We start from the raw sequence: 20,980 nt of genomic DNA, 5'->3' as shown, positions 1-20,980 counted from the left end.
TCCATGAGCAAAATTGAAGACCTGCATTTCAAGATCGAGCGGGCCCGCCGCCAGCAGATTTACGATGACCGGGTTCGCGCCACGACGAGCCAGTTCCTTGAGCGTTACCGGGTTGTTCTGGAGGATCTGCACGCGCAGGGGCTGTCGGCCTATATTCCCAATGAAACGGCGGCCGCCGACCGGCAACTGGCGCGCATCGAGACGCTGTTGGGCAGCAATCCTTCTGCAGCGCGCGAGATGAGCGCCGAGGTCGGGAGTGCGATCTATCGGTTGCCTTCATTGGCCCGAACGGCCTTTCACGCGGCCAAGGAAGCAGCGCTTCGTAACGAGCGCGAGCGCCATGCCGCGCAGGCGCGTGCCACGGAGTTGTTGGAAGTGGCCTGGCAAGCACATCTGGGGTCATGGGAAGATGCGCTTGCCCGGCAGCTGGCCTACCCGCTGCTGGGAGCCGTGAGACGTCAACTTCTGCACCCCGGCAATGGCACGTCGTTGGCCCAGTTGAACGCCGCACTGTCGCTCGTTCGCACCCAGGCCGAAGGACAGTCGGACGCGCTGCGCGAAAGCGGCAGGGCTGCCTCGGACGCCGCCGCAGCGAAAACCATCCTGGAGCACATCCAGGCACAGCCCGCTGGCAAGCAAGCCGTGCCGTCGAACAGCAGCGCTCCGGCAGCCCTCGTGCTGTCTGCCAGTGAATTGGCCGCCCACCTGCTTCAGGTCACCAAGGACGGGGATGACCAGGCGATTGATGAAGCATGCCGGCGGGAAGTGGTCGTGGCCGTGCACAGCGCGCTGGAAGATGCAGGCTTCGTCACGGAAAAACCTCGACGCATACGAGAGGGGGATCGGGATGAGGTGCTGATCCGGGCCCTGCGCCCGTCCGGCGCAGAAGCCGAATTCCGGGTCAGTTTGAACGGGGACATGCGTTACGCCTTTGAGCGCTACGAGGGCACGGCGTGCAAAAAGGACATGGACCAGGTCCTTCCCACGCTGCAGTCCGTGTACGGCATTGAGCTGTCCGATCGGCGGGTGGTTTGGGAAAATCCAGACGATCTGGACCGCACTGCCAAAGCCCGGCCGACTCCGGGTGAGGGGCATGCTCATGGCTGAAGAAATCGCCAGCTGGCAATCGGCGTTTCGCCGCGAATGCACCATCCGGCGAGCAGTCATCCTGCACGGCAATGTCGTGGACGTGGTTCCTTCGGCCCAGCAGAGCGGAACCTGGGGAACCTCCAAGGACGCGGCGACGCAAATACTCCGTGAGATCGGCTTCAGCCACGTCGTGGCATGGGACCGCGTTCATGGGATCAGCGGTGTCAGTGACACGGTCTGGCGGCTTCTGCAAGCGGCCACGGTGCCCTCCACCGCAACCGAAAATAGACCCGTTACGGGCGACGAATACGACATCCCGGACCGCTTGCCGGCAGCCAAGGCCCCCAGCAGCGGCAACACCAAGGTTTCCCCTGACGACTTTCTGGCCACCGCTGCGACGCACATGCGGCAGAACACATCGCCCGAGCGGGTGGCTTTTGTGGTCGACTGGTCTCAGTACCTGTTCGGAAGCGCCAACAGCCTGACCGAAATCGAACGCGGCTGGATGCTCCGAATTGGCCAAGCGGTCCGGGACGCCAGTGTGTCGACGGCCCAGGACGAAATGAAACGCGCCCAGCCACTGATCGTGTTCATTGCAGAAGGCGGACTGACGGTGCCGCCTGCACTCTACCTGAACAACCCGCTCTTTAAGGTCGTCACCATACCGCTGCCCTCCCGGTCCTTGCGCCAGGAGACCCTGCTGCGCTTGGCCCATGTGCTGCATGTGGTTCCTGCCATCGCGCCGCACTCCCCGGCGCTGACCGAACTTACAGATGCGCTGGAAGGCGTGACCCTTCGCGACATCCTTAACCTTGCCCGCTTGTCCCGCCAGGCTGCGGAGGCGACGGGTATCGACGCGCTGGTCAGTCTTTACAAGTACGGCAGCCGGCACAGCCCGTGGGAGCAACTGGACCGCACCAAGCTGGCCGATGTCAAAAACACCCTGGGTCGCCGGGTCAAGGGCCAAACCGAAGCGATCGAGGCAGTCAGCCGTGTGCTGATCAGGGCTTACACGGGATTGTCGGGCCTTCAGCATTCAGTGCGGCAACGAACGCCCAAGGGGGTGCTGTTTTTTGTGGGGCCGACCGGTGTCGGAAAAACCGAACTGGCCAAAGCCCTGGCGCATTTCCTGTTCGGCGATGACGAGGCCTGTCTTCGCTTTGACATGTCCGAGTTCAACCACGAACACGCCGACCAGCGCTTGGTGGGCGCGCCGCCCGGCTACGTTGGCTTTGAAGAGGGTGGGCAACTCACCAACGCCGTCAAGCGGCGGCCTTTTTCCCTGATCCTTTTTGATGAAATTGAAAAGGCCCATCCCCGCATCCTCGACAAGTTCCTTCAGATCCTCGAAGACGGGCGCCTGACCGACGGCAAGGGCGATACGGTTTCCTTCTCGGAAACCGTGATCGTCTTCACCTCCAACATTGGTGCCGCGTCGGTCAATCCAGATGATCCCGACGTCCGGTCTGCCTTCGTGGAGAAGGTCAGGAATCATTTTGTCAAAAAGCTGGAGCGGCCCGAACTGCTGGGACGCATCGGCGAAGGCAACATCATTCCTTTCAATTTCATCGCCGACGAAAGTTTCCTGGTCGATATCGCTCGCGTCAAGCTGGAGCCTTTGCGTCAACGACTGAAAGAAAAATGGGGCATCGCCAAAGTCGAGTTCGAAGACGAAACGCGGGCTCTGACCGCGATCGTCCGACAGGTGGACAGGACCGCCGGCGGGCGAGGCGTACCCAACGCAATGACGACCCAGCTGTTTGACCCGCTCTCACAATTTCTCTTTGACCAGCTGACCCATGCCGAGGCCGCGACGGGACGCTCGCTCATCGTGGCCCAGGCAGGCACCACCGTTCACTTCGACTTCCAGCTTTTATGACCCACGCCTGGCTGAACGTCGCTGCCTGGGTGCCCGCCAGCCAGGCCGAAGGGCCAGGACTCCGAGCGGTCCTTTGGGTGCAGGGTTGCGAAAAACGTTGCCCCGGCTGCTGCAACCCGGGCTTGCTTCCGATCGTCGCCCGCGAACTGGTGACAGCCGCCAGCATGGTCGACAAAATGATTGCGGCAAAAGCAGAATTTGGCATCGAGGGCATCACGTTTTTGGGAGGCGAACCTTTGCTGCAAGCCAAAGGCCTAGCGGAAGTCGCCACTGCCGCGCAGGCGGCAGGCCTGTCCGTCATGGTGTTCACGGGCTACACCGTCGATGAACTCACTCTGCTTGCGCTCGACGGTGCGCAAGCGCTTCTTGGCGCGACGGACGTGCTGGTAGATGGGCCTTACAGGGCCGACCATCCCGACACCGCTCGAAGCTGGGTCGGTTCAAAAAATCAGCAATTCCATTATTTGACTGCACGCTACAGCGCAGCGATAGAGGTACTCGAAAGCGGAATGCGGGATCTTGAAATACGAATTGGCCGCAACGGAACTGCCCGCATCAACGGATGGCCTACGCAGATGCTACGCAAAATCCGTTATCCGGCAGCCGAAACCAAATAATGCACAAACTCCCGCAATCACCGGAGCAGGCTTAGCCCATCCCATTACACACATCTTTTGCCGATTAAGTTGTTTAACAAAAGTTATTAACCATAAAATTCAAATTTATAAACACTGCCAAATCTTTGAAAAATATCAGACAACTCTGTTTCAAGGATTTTTCCAGTCCTGCACTTAACATCCATTCAATGATGTTTTATCGTATGCCACAATTGTTCTTTTCGATTTAATTCAGGACTGTAGGGAGGAAGAAATTTTAGTGTGGCACTCAATTTCTCGAATTCTTCCCTGGCTTGCTTCACAACTTCTGAGGTGTGAAACGATGCATTGCCCAAAATAAACGTGATCGGTATTTCATACTTCTGGACCACTTCCTTGATGAAGCTGAGCAGCTGCGCACCCGTCATACTTCCATGAAACATGCAGTCCTCCAGGTAACCCGAGGACATCAACGCTGCCAGCACATTGAGGCGTTGGCCTCGAATGGCAAGTTTCAAGTGCTGCTAGACTTTGCGTGTCCACGCATTGCGGTTGGGATGGACGCAGGAAAATCCCGCCTCATCGAGGTAAGCCACTTCGATTTCACCCGCCTTGGCAGTTCGCTTCAAGTTCTCCATCTCCATTGGCGCCTGCTCAAATGCCGCCGCATCCTTTTTTTTGAGGGAGTGCATTGTTCTTTTTCACGACATCTCATTGGCTTTGAGCATCCTGCGAATCGTTTCTGAATGAACCCACTCGCCTCCATTTTCCAGATGCGCTTGCAGCAGCTCGGTTGCACACAGCGGCTTTTCCTGTGTCAGGGCCAGCAGCATTTTTTCCTCTTACGTGTTATCGCCGACTTCGGATTGACCAACTGGTCAATTCCGTCTCGGCGCCAACAGTCGGGGGTCAGGGTTGGCGGCGGATGAATTCCCGGGGAGGGCAGGCCCCGGGCTCAAATCAAGCATTATTGAACGCAAAATAGAAGAGATGCGCGTTCTTTCCGAATATCCCAAGAGGTCATTTTGATTAATCCCCCATGTTTTTTAGATTAAATCCCGGCGATTAATCACCGGGATTTACGCAAAAATAAACATTAATAGTGCCACCACTTGTTCAGGCACTGCATTTGGGTTAAGCGAGCGGGATCTGCCAGAAGTTTTTGAGCACGAGCTTGCAAATCTTCAATAATCTTAAAGCCAGTCAAACCCTCGACGACAACGTATTTTATTTCCCAGGTTGCGTGCCTGCATGCGTAAGTGATGGGGCCTCGCTGGCTTTCCTGCAGGCCATAAAATGCTTCAACATCTCCGCCGGCTTTCGTCAACGCATCTAAATCATTCACGAATTCGGCGGCGAGGCTGTCCAAGCGATTATCCAGCGTCATCAAAAGAATTTCTCGTCCGCACGCGGCAAAGCGCTTTTCGCGAAGACGTTCGCGAATCGAAAGGCGCATAGGATCACTCGCGTGCAGAGGATTGGAGCGCAATTTGCTGCGCCCACGCTTTAGCGTCGACTTGTATTCTTCGAGTGCCATATCAACCCCTTATTTTAATAACCTGCCCATTTCTGCATTATATCGATAACGCAAAAACAAGCAAATGTATTATTACCGGGGTTTACATAAAACCTATTTTTCTAACTGGCTTAGATAATCCGGTTGCAAAGTCATTTTCGCTAACGCGATATTTCCCCCGCGCCAGCGTCTTGCCTATCGCCATTACGCACCTGGTCTTGAATTCACGCGGCCCCATATCCGCGAATCCGTGGAGCACCGATTGCGGAATCCAATTTTCGAATTCGGGAATCTCCAAGGAATCCACTACGCCGGAAAATATACGCGTGCGGACATGTCGAGACTCGATTTCGGAAAGTTCTGGCACGTGGACGACATGAGTGCGGGACAAAATCGGCCGCGTAATTGTCGATGTCGCATTCGCAGTTAATATCCAGCGAATGTGACCAGCATTCATAACAACGCCAGGCAATGACTCGTCTTCGAAATACTTCGCGGACTCTTCAAGCAAAGCGTGAAGTGGGCCGACTGGGTCGAAACGGAGGTCGCCACCGGCCTTGTCGATCTCGTCGAGTACAAACACCGGATTTGCGGTGGCGTAGACACCGGCCCGGCCAAAAGCCAGTGTTCGGAAAACCTCCCCCGGCGAGCTGTTTGCCCAATGCAAGCCTAGACCACTCAGCGTGCAACTCATTGTTGCGCTTGACATGTCCATCCGCACAATTGGCACCTTTAGCATGTTGGCCAAGGTGGCAGCAAAAAATGATTTTCCAGCCCCAGGCGAGCCAACCAGGAGCAATGGAGTAGGGCGCGCAACCCCGCCAGCAGACAGGATGGCCAAAGACGGCCTCACGACTTCTTCGATCGCCCTGGCAAATGACGGAAAACACTCTTGAAGCTCATCGAGCTCTGACTGCCATGCCGGCCCCGGCGCTGAAAGCGCTCGATCTGGGCCGAGTTGTATAAGCAACTCCACAGTTTTTTTTATGCGCCCGCTCTGGTCTGAGTCCACTGACCGAACAGATACACCATCCAGCGCCGCAAGGAGGTGTTCAGGACGAAACACCTGCACAGCAACTCCTCCTTCCGCTTTTTTTCTGTCAGCTTCCTTTTGTTTACGGACTCGCGCCATCGTGATCGGCGGAGCCTTGGTTTCCTTTGTTTTTGGTGATGACTCGGCCTTGGCGCTCTCTGCCAGCGACAGCCGAAGCTGCTCGAAATCCACACGCGCGGCGCCGGAGCCCCCGGCTTCGGGGGCTCCGGCAACGCCTTCGTTTTCGTCGATTGCGTTGCTCATGCTTAGCGCTCCTGTGGTGTGCAGGCGTCGAGCTTTACGTAGCCGCGACCGTCTTCGCCGCGCTCGTACCGGATGACCGTGGCCGTCACTGGTCCTCCGCCGAAATCCTCGAAGCCAACTTGGCAAATGAAGGCCAAGCCGTGCACGTTGTCGGCGGCGACGAAATACGGGTACATCGCGCCAGGACGGAGGTCGATGACGAGGTGCACGCCGGCGAGGCTCTTTAGGGTTCCAGTGTCGTCGCTTGCGCTCTGGACGATTTCGGTCAGCTGTGTGTGTGTCAGCGTGATTGGAGTTGGGGTGGCCCAGGCGGTGGCCGTGGTGGCGATGACTGCAGCGAAGGCTAAAACGATTGATTTCATTTTCGAACTTTCAAGACTCCGCCAGGCCACAGCAGGAATACTGCGGCTGAAACTGGAGAAGTGAAAGTTCGGCGGTCAAATCAATGACCAGCCTGGAGGCGGACGCGTGATACAAAAGCGGAGCCTGAGGGCGCTCGGCCTGCATCGGGGTTTAAGCTTGTATTTTATCTGTTTTGGTCAAAAACTCAAAGCGGAGTGAGACTGAGCTGCCCGCCGTTTTTCGTCTTCCAAGGGTTCGATGATTAATATCGAGACTTGAAGGAAGAGAAGTGAAGAAGATACCGAAACGAGACTACACGGCCGAGTTCAAGGAACAGGCTGTCAAGCACGCCCAGGCGATGGGCATCGTGGTGGCTGCCAAAGAACTGGGGCTGGTCGAGCAGACGCTGCGCAACTGGGTCAAAGCATCGGCTGCCGGCTGCCGGCTGTCTGACGACGCCCGGCGCCAAGCCGGTGACACCCGAACAGATGGAGCTGTCTAGGCTGTGCGCGGAGAACGCGCAGCTGAAGTTGCACGTCGACATCTTAAAAAGACCGCCCTCGCGGCTTGCCGCGCCCCGTATGGATAGAAACACGCAGCCAGTCTAGACTGCTAGGGCGCTGGACAGAGGCCGCTTGCTTTTGGGAGGCATTCGTCCCCGTCAAAAAACTTGGCCCAGGGGAAGCTGCGGACCCAACTGTGGTGGCACCTCGTGTGACCCCGTTTAGGAAATTGATCTGATCCGAGTCCCCGTCCGGCGTGCTCAACCCATAGGAGGTGATCATGTCACGGCAATCCATCAAACCGGCCGGTCTGCCCGTCATGCATGACCGTGCTGCTGGCATCGACATCGGTGCTCGATTTCATGTCGTTGGCGTTACACCGGAACTGTGCGACGAAGCGGTGCAGACATTCCAGGCCTTTACTGGTGACATCGAACGGATGGCCCACTGGCTCGTGTCAATCGGCATGCAGACCGTGGCCATGGAGTCTACCGGCGTTTACTGGATACCCGTGTACGAGGTGCTGCAGAGTCGCGGCATCGAGGTCATTGTTGCCAATGCGCGCGAGGCTCGTTCGGTGCCTGGCCGCAAGAGCGACGTCAACGATGCGCAGTGGCTGCAACGGCTGCATGCCTGCGGGCTACCGGTGAAACGGTCAAGTTGACCTTGGCGGACCAGGGCTGTACGGGTGAGCAGGCCAAAAGCGATGCGGCTGAGGGCGGCATCGGGCTTCGAGAGGTCAAGCTTCCCGAAGCGAAGAAAGGCATTGTGATGCTGCCTAGGCGTTAGGTAGTCGAGCGCAGCTTTGAATGGGTTGCAAGATTCGGGCGGTTGAGCCGCGATTTGCGAAGTGGATCTCAGAGGTGCTGACTGGGCCGCACTTCGTGGTCATTGCCATGCTCATGCTGCCAAAGCGGCCATGCTTGGGGCTTCAAGCGTGAATTCATAACATTCAAAAAAACTAGATCTGAATCCCCAATTGGATTGCACATTCCACATTTCAATGCACATTTCACAGCGAAAGAAATGCGCATCAAGATTGTACATTTCGATAAATTGTTTAATACGTACGTCTTTAACTCCTAGAGGTTCGTACATAATTTTCTAAACATCCCACGGCAGTGAGCTCCATAACTTGCGTAATTTTTAACCTCAACAAACAACGTGTAGATAGATTGAATAAGAGCACAACGAATCTATTGCACATATGTGTCGCAAGAGCCGCTAGTCAATAACCCTTAAATTTTAAGATAGCAAATAATGAATATTTATGAACTTGTAACGCTTATGCCAGACTACGGCCAACGAGAACTTCTTACCTTGAAAAGTTGGATTAACCTTCTCCTTGAAGATGAGACGCGATATTCTATTTCGAAAAACCAAATTCACCTGGGTCAGGCGGTTACATTCTTTCAAGCATCCGCACGCGGTAAAATACGGCAGGGCCATGTTGCACGAATGTATGATGAGTGGGTTGATGTACATCATCGCGGATTGCAATTTACGATGCCGTACTTTGCTGTTTTTTTGTGTGACTATGCGAGAAAACCAATGCGCAAGGACATTGTTCATCGTCCTGCAACGCATCATTTCAAAGCGCTCTATGAAATTGGCATGATTGTAGCTGTCACCAATAAACTAAATCATGATTTGTATTTTGGACGTGTGGTGCAAATCGATGAAACCAAAGTGGGTGTTGAAATCGGACAGCAGTCATATCTGCTCCCGTTTAGTGAAGTACGGCAAGTTCATAATGCACTTCCATGTGAAAAAGGATTGTATTAACTTTTAGATCGGCCTGAACTCTTCAGAAATTTGATCTTTTCAAGACGTACGGGAGCAAATGCCCCTGTCTCACGCTGCAGTTTCGTTGCTAGTCCTCTATTCAACGCCGAAACAATGGTTCGCCGATCTTTTTGAAATTCGGCGGCTAACTTCTTTACATGTCCTCCACGAGTAGCTACTTTTCCATCTTCAATATTACCCCCACGTTCGACAAAGCGTAAATACAGCTCAAGGTCACGATCAATATCAGAATCGTTACTCGGTGCAAAAACCTGCTGCTTAGATGGTAAGCTTTCGTATGAATTTTCAGTACAGTTAATATTTAATGCTTTACAAAATTCAATCACTTCTGCCATAGAAAACACGTGACGTGGGTCCCAGATAGGAGGGCACTCGCGTAATGAATCATTGTTTTTCTGTTTAAGTAATTTACTTGAAATCATTTCCTTCAATAAATTCAAATGGTCGAGTCTTGTTACCTCAAAGTTGAAGCTTCGAAAAGAACTACGGCTGCAATAAACGAAAGACAGAGACCAATCCTGGTTCATCACATGTTTGGTGAAGGCATCATGCAATTCTTGGGCTACTGATGCCTGCAGTGGATGACCGGGTTTGGGAGGTTTTAGGTTTGCATCTTCCCACGCTAAACGAATTAATTCCGCCTCCTCAGGCGTGGGAGTTCTAATATCCGACTCATCCCCGCCTCTTGATATAACAAAGTCTGAAAATACCTCAACGTCATCTCCAATATTTTGTAATTTGTATTCTAGGAAATCACGCACGGCTTTTGCGGTAAGAGATGGAAGTGCGCCTACATCTATCGGAAATTCTAGATCAGTTAAAACCAATATTGGTGTGTGTGGTAAAATCATCTTTTTAATTTCTAGGTTTTAGCATAATGGGGTGAAATTAAAAACATCGCATGATCAATAATGAATAAAATGAAAAAGCCATTTTTGAATTAATGCAAATGAGGCCTGAGTGAAAATGCGATGTCAAAAGGCAAGCCGATGAAATGCATGCAAAAGTAAGGCATCATTGGATTACACGTCCCTTGAATGACTCGATGGAAAACTATTGGGACGCAAGCGAAAAACTTTCACTTACTATTGCAGCAGAATTTTATAATAACCCCCGAGCAAGCTATGCACTTGAGCTGGCTATTTTGAAAGCGATGTTATCGCCAGAAGCCCTTGCGTGGGACAGAACTTGCCTGCTTCTGTCTGAAGCACTTAATGACCCCGTTATACAGCGCAACCCACTGACAGTCGATTTTTTGAGAAAAGCTTTGAATTTAGCCATCAATAGCGAGCCTTACTGAATCATGCTTTGCAGCAGTTTGCCCTTCACTACAAGGATAGCCGCTATGGGCAAACCAGCCTCGGGCATCCCAAGCAGTGACCGTGTCGAGTGGTTGTTTAAGCGCGGTATCAAGCACTTCGCGCGTGGGGCCTTTAGCTGCGCGCAAGAAGGTCTTGCGTTTGGCCCAGCAATTCTCAAATGGCCAACGGTCCGGTGAATACGATGGCTGATAAAGCACAGCGACGCCAACCGCTTCAAGGATCTCGCGTACACCTTGACTTTATGCGCGCCCAGGCAAGTTCATGACAACAATGTCACCATCCTGAAATGGACAAAACGTCCATTTAAACGTAAAGTAGACAACATGATGTCTGCCAAACTGCGACAATTCTCATCCACCCGGGCAAAACAGTGTTTCGGGCAAATCCTGCTGGCTTCGGCTTCGGCGCCGGTTGCGATTGAAAAGCATGGCAAGGTAACGGCCATTCTTACGTCGCCAGAATTCTTTGAGCGTGCCCAGGCAGCCTCCGGAGCATCTACTTCACGTGTGCTGGCGAGGATCACGCAAGCGTCTGTCGAAAAAGACCGTTTGATCCGTCATCAGCGCATCGCACTGGATTTGGTTCTGCTGCCTTCTAACGAGACGAGCCGCTTGATTTGCAATGCAATGAGCATTGTGAATCGATGGCGAAACGAGAGACTGTGCAGCAAGGATTACATTGAAAGATGGGAAGAAATTCTTCGTCTGCAACCCAAAGAAATGGCTGAAGCCATCGTCTCCGATATGGATGGATGGGGTCCATCCCTACGCCAAAACTCACCCTGGGTGGGGCTACACGCGTGAACCTTCACGCTTTATTTCGCTTGTTTGCTGAGGCCAAGGCGCTGTCTGGACACCAGGATTACGTGGTGATTGGAAGCCTATCCGTGCTCGGGCTTGAAGAAAGCTTCGACATACCGGAAACCATGACCATGTCCGTTGACGCAGACTGCTACACAAAAGCCGATCCCGGAAGAATATTTGATGTTGTGAAGGCGCTTGGGGAAAATTCACCGTTCCATATCGAGCACGGCTTTTATCTGGATGCGGTATCGCCCCATTTGCCCAGCCTCCCGGCGGGATGGGAAAATCGCCTGATCAAGGTGGAAAGAGAGGGCCTACGCATATGGTTTTTAGAGCCAAGTGATGCCGCACTTTCAAAATACGCGCGCGGGGAGCCGCGGGACCAGAGATGGATTCGGGCGGGAATCTTGTCTGGAGTTGTATCAATTCCCGTTGTCAATTCGCGTTTTGCGAGCACGAGCTTTTACGATGCAGACGAAAAGAATAAGGCGCGCGCTTTGGTTAACGCAGATATCAAGTGGTTCGAAATCATTAAAAATCAGCGATCGAAAGATCCAGGTATTCCTGCGCCCTGATCAAGTTTGAGCTCCGAGTTTTCGGGGTTTTTTGCTTCTGGCAGCATGCAATCACGTTCTTGTATGCTGAGTTTGGTTGTGCCTGCTGCAAAACAAGGGCAAATCTGCCGGGCCCGGCCGCACACCTCTTTGCATCCAACCGATACCTCCGCCGCCAACTTGCATCCTTGGAATTGTCCCCTGTGACTTTGATCCACAGTCTGTATCTGCTTTGGTCGCCACCGCGCGGTCTGCAGACTCCAAAATGAACTACCCCTTCAGAAAACGCACCGATCACTGCTGCATGCATCAAATCATGTAATGGTATGCTTACATTTAGAAAATAGGGGTCCGCGAGGCTCAAGAGGAAAGCCAAGCTGGCGTAACCCCAGTTTAAGAATGAAGAGCATTGCCAAATGATTAAAACACCGGCCCAAGCGAAAGCTTCGAGCCATGGGCCTTCGTATGCATGGATCAAATTTCTGCGTTCCTATGGGCCAACCCCGAACAACACGACATTGTTCGATGAATATGTCACCGGCGCTCTTGGCAAAGCCAAGGTCCCGCCCATTACCCTTTCCAGTCCTGAACTCGAAAAAATCAAAACCCGAATAGCGTCAAGCCAGCGTGGATCCATCCTTATCGCAGGAACCGCGGGCGATGGGAAAACATACCATTGTCGAGGCCTTTGGGCTGAGCTTGGCGGCTCGATCCAAGAATGGGCAGATCCAAGCGCGGTCAAAAAAATCGCACTTGTCGACGGACGCACAGCAACTTTCATCAAGGATTTGAGTGAACTGAGTCCTGAGCAAAGCGATGAAGTGTTGGCATTGCTAGAAGAGTCCGTATTAGGCGCCGAAGACGGGAAATTTCTTGTTATTGCGTCGAATCATGGGCAAGTATTGGAGCGACTGCGCGACTTGGGCATTCGACAAGGCCGAGTTCATCCATTGCGTAAGCCGATTCAAGATGCTTTTTTGCAAGCTGGCGCCGCCCCCGAGCGACTCGGGATCTACGACTTGAGCCGCGCGACCCATAGAGAAACTTTGGGCGAAGTATTGTCGGCTGTGGCGAATCATCCTGACTGGGGGAAATGCGGAGGATGTTTGCAGCAGCAGGGTGGAGCCGTGTGCCCCATCTATGAAAATAGGAATCGGCTTCTGGGCGACGCCGACCAGGGGCGCTTCGTCAAGCGGCTCGGTGATGTTGTTGAAGTAGCACGCCTCAACGGGTGGCATCTTCCCGTGCGAGATATGCTTGCTCTGGCTTCCAACATGGTTCTCGGTCACCCTGACGCCAAAGAAGGACTGATGACCTGTTCCGACGTCCCAACAATTCAGGAAAAGAACAAAGTGGAGCACGCGAGCCTTTACGACAACGCATTTGGTGCCAACTTGCCATTGCGCAGAGCGATGAGTAGGCCAGTGTTTCGAGCTCTGGCAGCCTTCGGCATCGGTGCTGAGACTACAAACGCGGCTGACGGCCTGATGGTCTATGGCGCCGATGACCCCGAGTTGACCGCGACATTTGATAAGCTTCTGAGGGCCGATTCAATTTTTGGCGCGACCGCTGGCTACCTGGCATCGCTTGACAGCTACTTAGAAGGCGAGGAGTCCGCGAGGCTGGATGCTGGCGCGGCAAAATTTCTAGCCCGGCTTCAAACTCAGCGTCGCCGTTTCTTTTTCACGGTGCCCAATGGCGAACCTAGCTACGGACATTGGCCCATGACGGCGTTCCGGTTCGCGGGCGACTATCTTTCAATGACTGATACTCTCGCTGCTGGGGGTGGCGTGAGTGAGAGCGTGCGTGCGCTGCTGGTCAAAGGCCTTAATCGGGTGATGACAGGACTGCTCATCGAAAACAACGACAAATTGTTTGTCGCGAGTTCCGGCGGATTTTCCCAATCCCGTGTCAGCGTGTTATGCGATACAGAAGCTCCTGCGAAGCGCCAAGGCGGCAAAGGCATGCGCATTCGGCTTGATCCCTTGACCACCCGGCCAATGATCGACGTCGCATTGGCTCAAGGAGAAGTGAATCCAGCGTCTTTCACACTCACGCCCGTGCGTTTTGAGTTTCTGTGCCGGGTCGCCGAAGGAGCGCTCCCCGGCAGCTTTTCCAACGAATGTTTGGAAGACATGCTCGCGTTCAAAGCCAAGCTTCTCCGCAAAGAGGAGCTGCTTCGCAAGCGCCTGCTTGCCGAGGACGACGAGCCTGGATCAGATGACGGTTTCCTAGCGCTCAACTTTATCGAGGTGGAGCACAGCGGTTTGGGGCTTTCGCGCCGAGTCGCCGTAAAAGCCGCGTCATGAGGCCAGCAATCAAAGATGTCGATTTCGCGGTCGATGAGCATATTTGGGGCCACAGGCTTTATGACGAGCAGCTTCCTCATATGGCGGTCCTCGAATTCTTAGGAATTCTGGCGTCGAACAGGATCAGCCCATTGCGACCGCCTTCTGCAGGAGAGGTGACGTATCGTCCTCAGCGGCAAATTAGGTTGCGCTCGTTGCTCTTCAACAATCCTTATATCGAGACGATTCGCGCGAGGGAAGTGTCGGATGAGGACAAGTGGAGGCAGTGGACTGAGCGATTTACTGAGGATTGCGCGAAGCTCGAAAACGGCGACATGAGTTATTTGCGAAACGTATTCAATACGTTCGACGATTTTGCCAAGGCGGTGGAGCTGTTGAGGTCATCATCTTTCGAGGCTCGAAGCAACAAACGCTGGAGCTCCAAGTTCGTCTTCCCATTTGGTCCAGATGCGCTTTATGAGGACTTGCGCATCGGCGCCGATGGCGCTGCTTCCAATGACCGCCGCTTTTTCGCCCGCACTGGTGAATTGCTTTATCTCATGCTCACTCGTGCGGAAAACGGCGCCAAGCTTGGTGACCTGTTAGTCGAGCGCTTGTTCGACCGCAAAGCGCCCATGAATAGGCTCGTCCGAGCGCTTCAAGGGGAAACTCAAACGTCAGGATCGGACAAGACTGTAGGTTACCTGCCCCATGCCACGCACCCAAGATTTGACAGACTGTGCGACGACTGGCTAGCTATCCTTTCGCGCGACATGCCGGTTTACGACGCCTTAGAGCATCTCATGGCGAGCGCGGGTTTAAATCTGCTTCTCTATTTCCTGGAGTGCGGCAAGGCCCAGGCAGGTGATGTCGACCCGGTTGAGCTCATTTGTGAAATTGTCTCCCGCGAACGCACCAAGGTGAGAGCGCTTTCAGGAGAGTCCTACCAGTTCAACCAAGGCCTGTCCCTTCGAGCGATCAGGGCATCTGTTGAAAGCGTCAGGCTTACCGACGAGTGGACCAAGGCTAGTGAGTCGGATGAGCCGAATGCGCAGAGCGCTGCGCTCATGAGGTCCTGGTTTCAATGGCCTCCTGAGAATGGATCGGATGGTTCGGTCACTGGCGACACGACGGGTGACATGCTGATCAAAAGTCTTGTTGATATGGCTGAATCGCGTCATGAACAGCATTTCGGAAAGATCCATGCGGCTTGGTCAAGAGCGGTGGGCTTGAGTTCGAGGCGCCTTTCGCGGCGCACCCGCTATGCCCCTAATGACAAGCTTTTAAAAACGTTGGTCATTTCTATGGTGGACGACCGGATGCAGTTCGACGAGTTCCTCAGCGAAATTCGCAATCGTTACGGCATGATCATTGGCGACGCTGAGGGCGGGCGGCTGATGAAGGAAAAGTTGGTAGACCAAGAGGCGCTCAGCGACAACCGCGAGAATTTGGAGGCGCGCCTTGTTGGCCTCGGGCTCGTGAGGCGCTTATCCGACTCCTGCTCTTTCGTTGAGAACCCTTTTACCTTTGAGGTCGCTCAATGATGTTTGCTGACAAAATCATCGGGCGCGTTGCGGCCACCATTCTCGACAACCGCCTCGATCACGCGTCTCAAGGATTGAACGATCAACCCGAGTCGGCTGCGATATTTCGTCTCGACAAACTGGCCCCAAGCCAAATCGCCGCCGTTGTTCGAGAAGTGCTTGGCAACGCCAAACTTGCGGACAGGGTCGACATAAAGATTCCCCGAATGCTCGTCGAAGGGGAGAATCTGCCGGAGGCTGCACTCACGCGGATGAATGCCGGCGCCGTTCGAAATGCGGGGACCTCCAAAGATGCTCTGCTCACGGCCAATGGAAATGAGCAAGGCCTGGCCGACACGCTTGGCCACGTCACGGCTCTAGGTGCCAAAGAGTTGCGTGCCTACGAAGAGGCTTGGGTTGAGGCGACCTGCCACGTGGCCTCACTTGCTCCTACCTTTGAAGACCGAAAGGTTTTTCAGGTGGCTCTCAAAGGGCTGGTGTCGGTGACTGACATGTCTTTGATCCAGCTAGGCGAGTTTTGCTCTAAGATTGCGCAGGCGTCACACCCGTCCATGGGGCTCCCCATCCGTATGGCCATCGGCTGGTCACTCCCTTGCGTGGACTTGCCCAGAGACACTGCTTTTTTCGGCAACGATAGAACATATGGACAGCAGGTTGGGGCCTGGCGCAAGGCATTTGAAAAGCTGTATCAAAACCGGTCTCCACTTCTGGCGAGGCAGCGTCCGAATAGCCAACCGATCGATCCTGAGGACATGCGCCAACGGTTTGAAGAGAACATCGCCGGCATTCCGGACGCCGCCCGAGTTGTTCTTGAAGCTTTCATCAATGCGCCCGCAGGGGACAAAGACACTGCGTCGGCTGTCGCTGAGTTGGAGTGGGAATCCGACGGCGTTCATTTGATATTTGAAAAGCCCAGAGAGAAGCTCAAGGGCTTGGCGGACTCGACGGTTCATTTTTTCCAACATGTTTGCTCTGAGCACGACGCCCTTGATGCGCAGTGGCTCAAGCATCTTGAAGACTTGAAGACGCGCGAGAAAAGGTCGGACTGGAACGACGACGACGAGATCTTCTTCAATCTCCATCGCCGCTACCTTGAGCAGGACCCGAAACTCCTTTCCCGATGGGAAAAAGTAATTTATGGGAAACCCATCGAGTGCGTGGATTTTTTCGAGGGTTTTACCAGTGCTGCGCATCATTTGATCGTCGGCTCAGCGGCTCCCAAGGGCGAGCGATTCCTGAGAATCACCGTTAACAAGGGCCGCAAGGAGTGGCGCGAGAGATTCAACCACGACGTGGGATCGTATTTCTCCGCGATGCATAGAGGCTTGAAGGAATTGATGGGAGCAAAAGTCGATTGGAAGGTCCTGAGAATGGGGACCGCCGATTTGCCAGATCCGCTTTTTAAATACCCAGCCTATTTCGCCAAAGAGCAGTCGATCTTTAAAGGAAATACAAAACCTGTCGTGTCGGTCGCGAAGGCTTCCATGCAGATCAAATTTGAAGTGACTCTGTTGGAACGCATGGGCGACAAAGAGGAAGTGATCGAGAAGACGCAATTGCTCTGGATGTTCAAACCGGACTCGATGGGACTTTCGCTGGTCGATGACATGGAAAGGCTGCGCGAGAAGGGCGCGGTGGGTTGCACCGAGGTCCCGCGCCGGTTGGTGAGCAAGAAGGGCGGAGTTCAAAGTGTTTCGCTGCTCGATACCAACACTTTGGAGGCGACCTTCTCGCGGGATGCCGGTTCGCTGGTCCCGCCTCCCGCCAAAATGAAAAGCTTTCGGGCGGACATCAAAGCGCGCATCAAAGACTTGGCCGACCAAGGACGGCTCTCAGTGGATCAGCGTGACACGTTGCGCGCTGCGTGGGAGGAGTTCGAGTCGGACTACATCAAGGCCATGGATGATTTCATCGCCGTGGGGTTGCATGGCGAAGCTGTGCTGAAGCAAGCGGATTCATTCGCGGCATTACTCCGGGCCTTGTCGGTGCATGCGAGGGGCGACGTGTGCCGCTTGCGCTTGGTGGCCGAGATATTGAAGATCGGGACGGTGCGCGTCTCTGGCGAGCAACCATGCGTGATCATCCCGCCATGGCATCCGGAGCGCATGAAAGCATTGGCCGTGAAGACCCGTCGCGTCGCGGGTCTTGTCACGCACATGTTGGCAGGCGAAAAGGTCCTTTTTGGAGACCGCGGCATTTTCTTTCGTGAGTTCGCGGAAGAACTGGCCCACCCTTTCTATCCCGAGATCGCAGTCGTGCAGCGAAACGGCGCGCCAGTGCTCCTCTCGGAAAGCAGCACCGTCAACGGATATAGCCTGCTTGAGCGTCCTGTGCGCGGTGAAGAGGACATGCTCACGGACGTCGATCCCTCGGAGGCGGCCAAGCAAGTCCAGGAGCTATTGGCCCGTTATGTTGGCCTTCAACCTCACGAGGCGAGCAATCTAAGCGTGCTTCTTTATAACGCCGACGCGGCTGAGTTGCCGCTGGCGGTGGTGCGCGAGCTGTCGGCAGATCAATCGGAGTCGGAGTTTCAGTGCGCAGTCGCGGTCCGCCACCGAGAACCCTCCAAACTTCGGCGCGTGTATGCGGAGCTCGTCACGAAGGCCGGGGACGATCCTGATTTACCGGTGGTGAGCGAAACCTCCGAAAATTTCATCTCGAAGTTGCGCATAGCGGTGGTGCCTTCATCGGCCACTCCCTCCACGGCAAACGCCACTTTCAAACCGTTCGACATCGCGTTCCTTCATGACGTGGTGTCCCGGACCGCCGCCGCCGAATGGATTCCAGTGGATTGGGCGAACGAGCGGCCAAGCCTTGAACATGCGCCGTCCCGGTGGTCCTATCGAAGTGTATCGGGAGAGAACGAGCTCAAATCGACCACGTTTCTGACGTGTCCTAGGCAAACTGCAACCGGATGGGCTTATGTGGGCGCTGTGGGTTCAGTCGCGCGTCAAACCGACTTGAGCGAGGGACAGCGATTTTTGCCAGCTAGGCGCATATCGGTGCAAAGCCAAGCGCTTAGCGAAACGTTGAACGACGCGCACGCGCTCGCCGAGTGGGTTGCCACTTACGACGAGTTGCTCGACAAGCGGCAGCTCCAGGCGAATGGCGTCACTATTGTCCGATACCGGCGCGCATCGACCAATGGCCGCAACATGATTGTGAGCTCCACTTCTGAGCTGCGCTTGTTGAGCGTGTTGACCCGCAGACGCCTGACCGAGCTTGGCCTGGCGATGCCGGCGGAGCGATTCGATGATTTGGCTAACCGGATTAAAAAAGATGCCTTGTCGGTGTCTGGCGATATTGTGCTGCGCGCAGCCAAGCGTGGCGTGTCGGCGGGCGAGATGCTTGGTTTGGTGATGAGCCGCTTCTTGATCCATAGCGAGTTCAAGGCCCTGTCGAGCGCGGCTCCCCAAACCTTCACGGTGTTCTTTTTGCTCGATGATTACGCGGGGTGGCTCGCTCAGAAAGAAAACAGGATAGCCGACATCCTTGCTTTGTGTGTCGAAGAACGCGACGGAGTGCCTCATCTGCATATCGCGGTGGTTGAGTCGAAATATGTGACGGGAATCGGTGCCGCCGAGGCGAAGAAGTCCTCGCGTGCGCAACTCCTAGCGACGCTGTCCACGTTTCGGGCGGCGATCTTTGGCGATCCTGGCAGGCTCGATCGAGATGTGTGGCTCGCGCGCCTGGCTGACTTGCTCATCGACGCTGACGTGCCACCTGGTTGCTTTGGATTGCTGGAGCGAGCTCGGTCGGAGTTGCGCGAAGGCAAGGCCAAGATTTCGCTGCGGGGCTATTCGCATGTTTTCATCCATTCGGCTGATGCTGGAACAAGTGGCTCCGCTTCGGAGCAATCTCTAATCGAAAGCGACCAGGGTGTGGAGGCGTGGCAGGAAGTGTTCGATCGCCCCGAGCTTCGCAGCCTTGTGGAAAGCTATGCGGCCAAAGCTGATCCAGCCTCGGTTCGGGCGAAACTCGGCCCTATGGAGCCTTGGCTTGCCATAGACGCCAAGGAGCCCGCTGCGCGAGTCACGTGGACCGCGATGATGGACTTGCTCGCCGTAGGCGCGGAGCCGATGCTAGAGGTCCCGGATGAGTCCGTCCCTAGCGTTGACCCTCTGCACGAAGAATTCGTTGAACCTGCCCTTACGGCGCCTGCGCAGGCTCCCGTGGTCGTCCAAGCTACCGCTGCGGTTGCTGATAGTCCTGCGGCTCCCCAAGTCACTGGCGATGGCTCTAACGCCCTCGCAGACCTCATCGCTTCCAAATCGGCCGCTTTGGCTGGGAAGATCGATGAGCGAGGAGCGTGGGCCGATGAGATGACGCGCAAGCTAAAAACTGCTCTGAATGGCTATGGGCTTCAGGCGGCGGTGCTTGGAACTCGGCTTACGCCCAATGGATGCCTGGTGCGCCTGGCTGGGTCCGACAGGCTTCGCGTAGAAGACATCGAGGCCAAGCGGATGCAACTGCTCACGACGCATGCAATTAATCTCGTGACGGTGCAGCCGAAACCCGGAGAGATTGTGGTCACGATGGCTGGCGAGAAGCGCCAATCGGTATCGCTTTGGGATCTGTGGGCAAAGCGACAGATTAATCGAAACGCCGCAGGAATCAACACATCCTTTGTGTTGGGCCTCCAGGAGATCAATGGATCGTTGCTGTATTTGAATTTGGGCGGTGAGTTTGGCGGGCTGTCTTCGCACGAGCCGCATTCGCTCGTCGCAGGAGCTACCGGCAGCGGCAAATCGGTGCTCATCCAGGCAATCCTTTTGGACATCGCGGCGACCAATCCAAAAGAACTCGCGCAAATCATCCTCATCGACCCGAAGATGGGCGTGGACTACTCCGCTTTGGAGGACTTGCCGCATATGAGAGAGCCCATCGTCACGACGCGCGAGCGGGCAACGACTGTTCTTGAAGCGCTGGTGGAAGAAATGGAGAGCAGGTATCGGCTATTCGCAGGAGCCAGGGCTCGCGATTTAACGACCTTCAATGCGAAGGCGGAGCCTGAAAGCCGCTTGCCCATGCTGTTTCTTGTCCACGATGAGTTTGCCGACTGGATGTTGGACGACGGTTACAAGCAAGCCGTAAGCGCTGCGGTTCAGCGTCTAGGGGTCAAGGCGCGTGCGGCCGGCATCCACCTCATTTTTGCAGCTCAACGTCCTGACAAAGATGTGATGCCAATGCAGCTCCGGGAGAACTTGGGGAATCGGTTGATTTTGAAAGTTGCGAGTGAAGCAACTTCAAAAATTGCGCTTGATCGCCCAGGAGCTGAAATGCTGCTTGGGAAAGGGCATCTTGCCGCCAAACTGAATGGCGAACAAGGACTCGTTTTTGCACAGGCACCATATTTGTCCGATAGCGATATTGAGGCGGTAGTGTCGGTAATCGTAGAAGACGCCATACAGATCGCAGCGAGAATCTCGGCCTGAAACCAC

General features: G+C 54.7%; 17 protein-coding genes and 2 pseudogenes. 12 read left to right on the top strand and 7 right to left on the bottom strand.

Going from position 1 to position 20,980, the window contains the following annotated elements:
• Positions 1 to 3: 3 nt before the first annotated feature.
• The 3 genes from PNAP_RS22860 to PNAP_RS22850 are packed head-to-tail and all read left to right on the top strand — an operon-like array spanning position 4 to position 3,585.
• A complete protein-coding gene (locus PNAP_RS22860) occupies positions 4 to 1,107 on the top strand; it encodes a hypothetical protein (RefSeq protein WP_011798093.1) in 1,104 nt (367 codons plus the stop codon).
• Complete coding sequence (locus PNAP_RS22855) at positions 1,094 to 2,968, top strand: AAA family ATPase (RefSeq protein ID WP_011798094.1); 1,875 nt, start codon at positions 1,094 to 1,096, stop codon at positions 2,966 to 2,968. The genes PNAP_RS22860 and PNAP_RS22855 overlap by 14 nt, the downstream gene beginning before the upstream one ends.
• Entirely contained in the window at positions 2,965 to 3,585 is a 621-nt protein-coding gene (locus PNAP_RS22850) for a 4Fe-4S single cluster domain-containing protein (protein WP_011798095.1), read from the top strand. Before PNAP_RS22855 ends, PNAP_RS22850 begins: the two co-directional genes overlap by 4 nt.
• A gap of 185 nt (positions 3,586 to 3,770) precedes the next feature.
• Here PNAP_RS22850 and PNAP_RS22845 read toward each other — a convergent pair whose 3' ends face one another.
• From PNAP_RS22845 to PNAP_RS22830, 6 genes are all read right to left on the bottom strand, one after another.
• The gene (locus PNAP_RS22845; RefSeq protein WP_011798096.1) at positions 3,771 to 4,082 is read right to left on the bottom strand and encodes a transposase; all 312 of its coding nucleotides are present in this window, start codon (positions 4,080 to 4,082) and stop codon (positions 3,771 to 3,773) included.
• Between the two features lie 6 nt (positions 4,083 to 4,088).
• The gene (locus tag PNAP_RS27355) at positions 4,089 to 4,256 is read right to left on the bottom strand and encodes a hypothetical protein (RefSeq protein ID WP_157040504.1); all 168 of its coding nucleotides are present in this window, start codon (positions 4,254 to 4,256) and stop codon (positions 4,089 to 4,091) included.
• 9 nt (positions 4,257 to 4,265) lie between these two features.
• Positions 4,266 to 4,397, bottom strand: a complete 132-nt coding sequence (locus PNAP_RS28185; RefSeq protein WP_269667360.1) for a hypothetical protein — start codon at positions 4,395 to 4,397, stop codon at positions 4,266 to 4,268.
• Between the two features lie 263 nt (positions 4,398 to 4,660).
• On the bottom strand, positions 4,661 to 5,101 hold the full coding sequence (locus PNAP_RS22840) for a hypothetical protein (protein WP_011798097.1): 441 nt from the start codon (positions 5,099 to 5,101) through the stop codon (positions 4,661 to 4,663).
• A gap of 82 nt (positions 5,102 to 5,183) precedes the next feature.
• Complete coding sequence (locus PNAP_RS25275; protein WP_011798098.1) at positions 5,184 to 6,377, bottom strand: AAA family ATPase; 1,194 nt, start codon at positions 6,375 to 6,377, stop codon at positions 5,184 to 5,186.
• A 2-nt stretch (positions 6,378 to 6,379) separates the two neighbouring features.
• Entirely contained in the window at positions 6,380 to 6,739 is a 360-nt protein-coding gene (locus PNAP_RS22830; RefSeq protein ID WP_041377667.1) for a hypothetical protein, read from the bottom strand.
• A gap of 269 nt (positions 6,740 to 7,008) precedes the next feature.
• On the opposite strand from PNAP_RS22830, the pseudogene PNAP_RS22825 reads away from it, so the two are divergent.
• From PNAP_RS22825 to PNAP_RS27350, 3 genes and pseudogenes are all read left to right on the top strand, one after another.
• Positions 7,009 to 7,273: pseudogene (locus tag PNAP_RS22825) on the top strand (transposase); the annotation flags it as partial.
• Between the two features lie 229 nt (positions 7,274 to 7,502).
• Positions 7,503 to 7,865: pseudogene (locus tag PNAP_RS22820) on the top strand (IS110 family transposase); the annotation flags it as partial.
• Between the two features lie 617 nt (positions 7,866 to 8,482).
• Positions 8,483 to 9,007: a hypothetical protein gene (locus PNAP_RS27350; protein WP_157040503.1), complete on the top strand. Its 525-nt coding sequence runs from the start codon at positions 8,483 to 8,485 to the stop codon at positions 9,005 to 9,007.
• On the opposite strand, the gene PNAP_RS26330 is transcribed toward PNAP_RS27350, so the two are convergent.
• Positions 9,004 to 9,879, bottom strand: a complete 876-nt coding sequence (locus tag PNAP_RS26330; RefSeq protein WP_011798102.1) for a hypothetical protein — start codon at positions 9,877 to 9,879, stop codon at positions 9,004 to 9,006. The two genes, PNAP_RS27350 and PNAP_RS26330, sit on opposite strands and share 4 nt — an antisense overlap.
• Before the next feature lie 143 nt (positions 9,880 to 10,022).
• Between PNAP_RS26330 and PNAP_RS27345 the strand changes: the two genes are divergently transcribed.
• The 6 genes from PNAP_RS27345 to PNAP_RS22785 all read left to right on the top strand — a co-directional run bounded on the left by PNAP_RS27345 (position 10,023) and on the right by PNAP_RS22785 (position 20,974).
• A complete protein-coding gene (locus PNAP_RS27345) occupies positions 10,023 to 10,328 on the top strand; it encodes a hypothetical protein (protein WP_157040502.1) in 306 nt (101 codons plus the stop codon).
• Positions 10,329 to 10,673: 345 nt separating this feature from the next.
• Positions 10,674 to 11,153, top strand: coding sequence for a type II toxin-antitoxin system Phd/YefM family antitoxin (locus PNAP_RS22805; protein WP_232290854.1), 480 nt, complete (start codon positions 10,674 to 10,676; stop codon positions 11,151 to 11,153).
• Complete coding sequence (locus PNAP_RS22800; protein WP_011798105.1) at positions 11,150 to 11,728, top strand: DUF6036 family nucleotidyltransferase; 579 nt, start codon at positions 11,150 to 11,152, stop codon at positions 11,726 to 11,728. The genes PNAP_RS22805 and PNAP_RS22800 overlap by 4 nt, the downstream gene beginning before the upstream one ends.
• A 395-nt stretch (positions 11,729 to 12,123) precedes the next feature.
• Positions 12,124 to 14,016 carry a hypothetical protein gene (locus tag PNAP_RS27340; protein WP_049763826.1) on the top strand — a complete coding sequence of 631 codons (1,893 nt, stop codon included), beginning with the start codon at positions 12,124 to 12,126 and terminating at the stop codon, positions 14,014 to 14,016.
• Positions 14,013 to 15,539, top strand: coding sequence for a hypothetical protein (locus PNAP_RS22790; RefSeq protein ID WP_011798108.1), 1,527 nt, complete (start codon positions 14,013 to 14,015; stop codon positions 15,537 to 15,539). Before PNAP_RS27340 ends, PNAP_RS22790 begins: the two co-directional genes overlap by 4 nt.
• Positions 15,539 to 20,974, top strand: coding sequence for an FtsK/SpoIIIE domain-containing protein (locus PNAP_RS22785; protein ID WP_041377700.1), 5,436 nt, complete (start codon positions 15,539 to 15,541; stop codon positions 20,972 to 20,974). Before PNAP_RS22790 ends, PNAP_RS22785 begins: the two co-directional genes overlap by 1 nt.
• Positions 20,975 to 20,980: the final 6 nt, after the last annotated feature.

The organism is Polaromonas naphthalenivorans CJ2 (genome assembly GCF_000015505.1).
Classification (GTDB): domain Bacteria; phylum Pseudomonadota; class Gammaproteobacteria; order Burkholderiales; family Burkholderiaceae_C; genus Polaromonas; species Polaromonas naphthalenivorans.
Note: the sequence above shows the minus strand (reverse complement) of the source record. Positions and strands in the feature narration are given on the sequence as shown.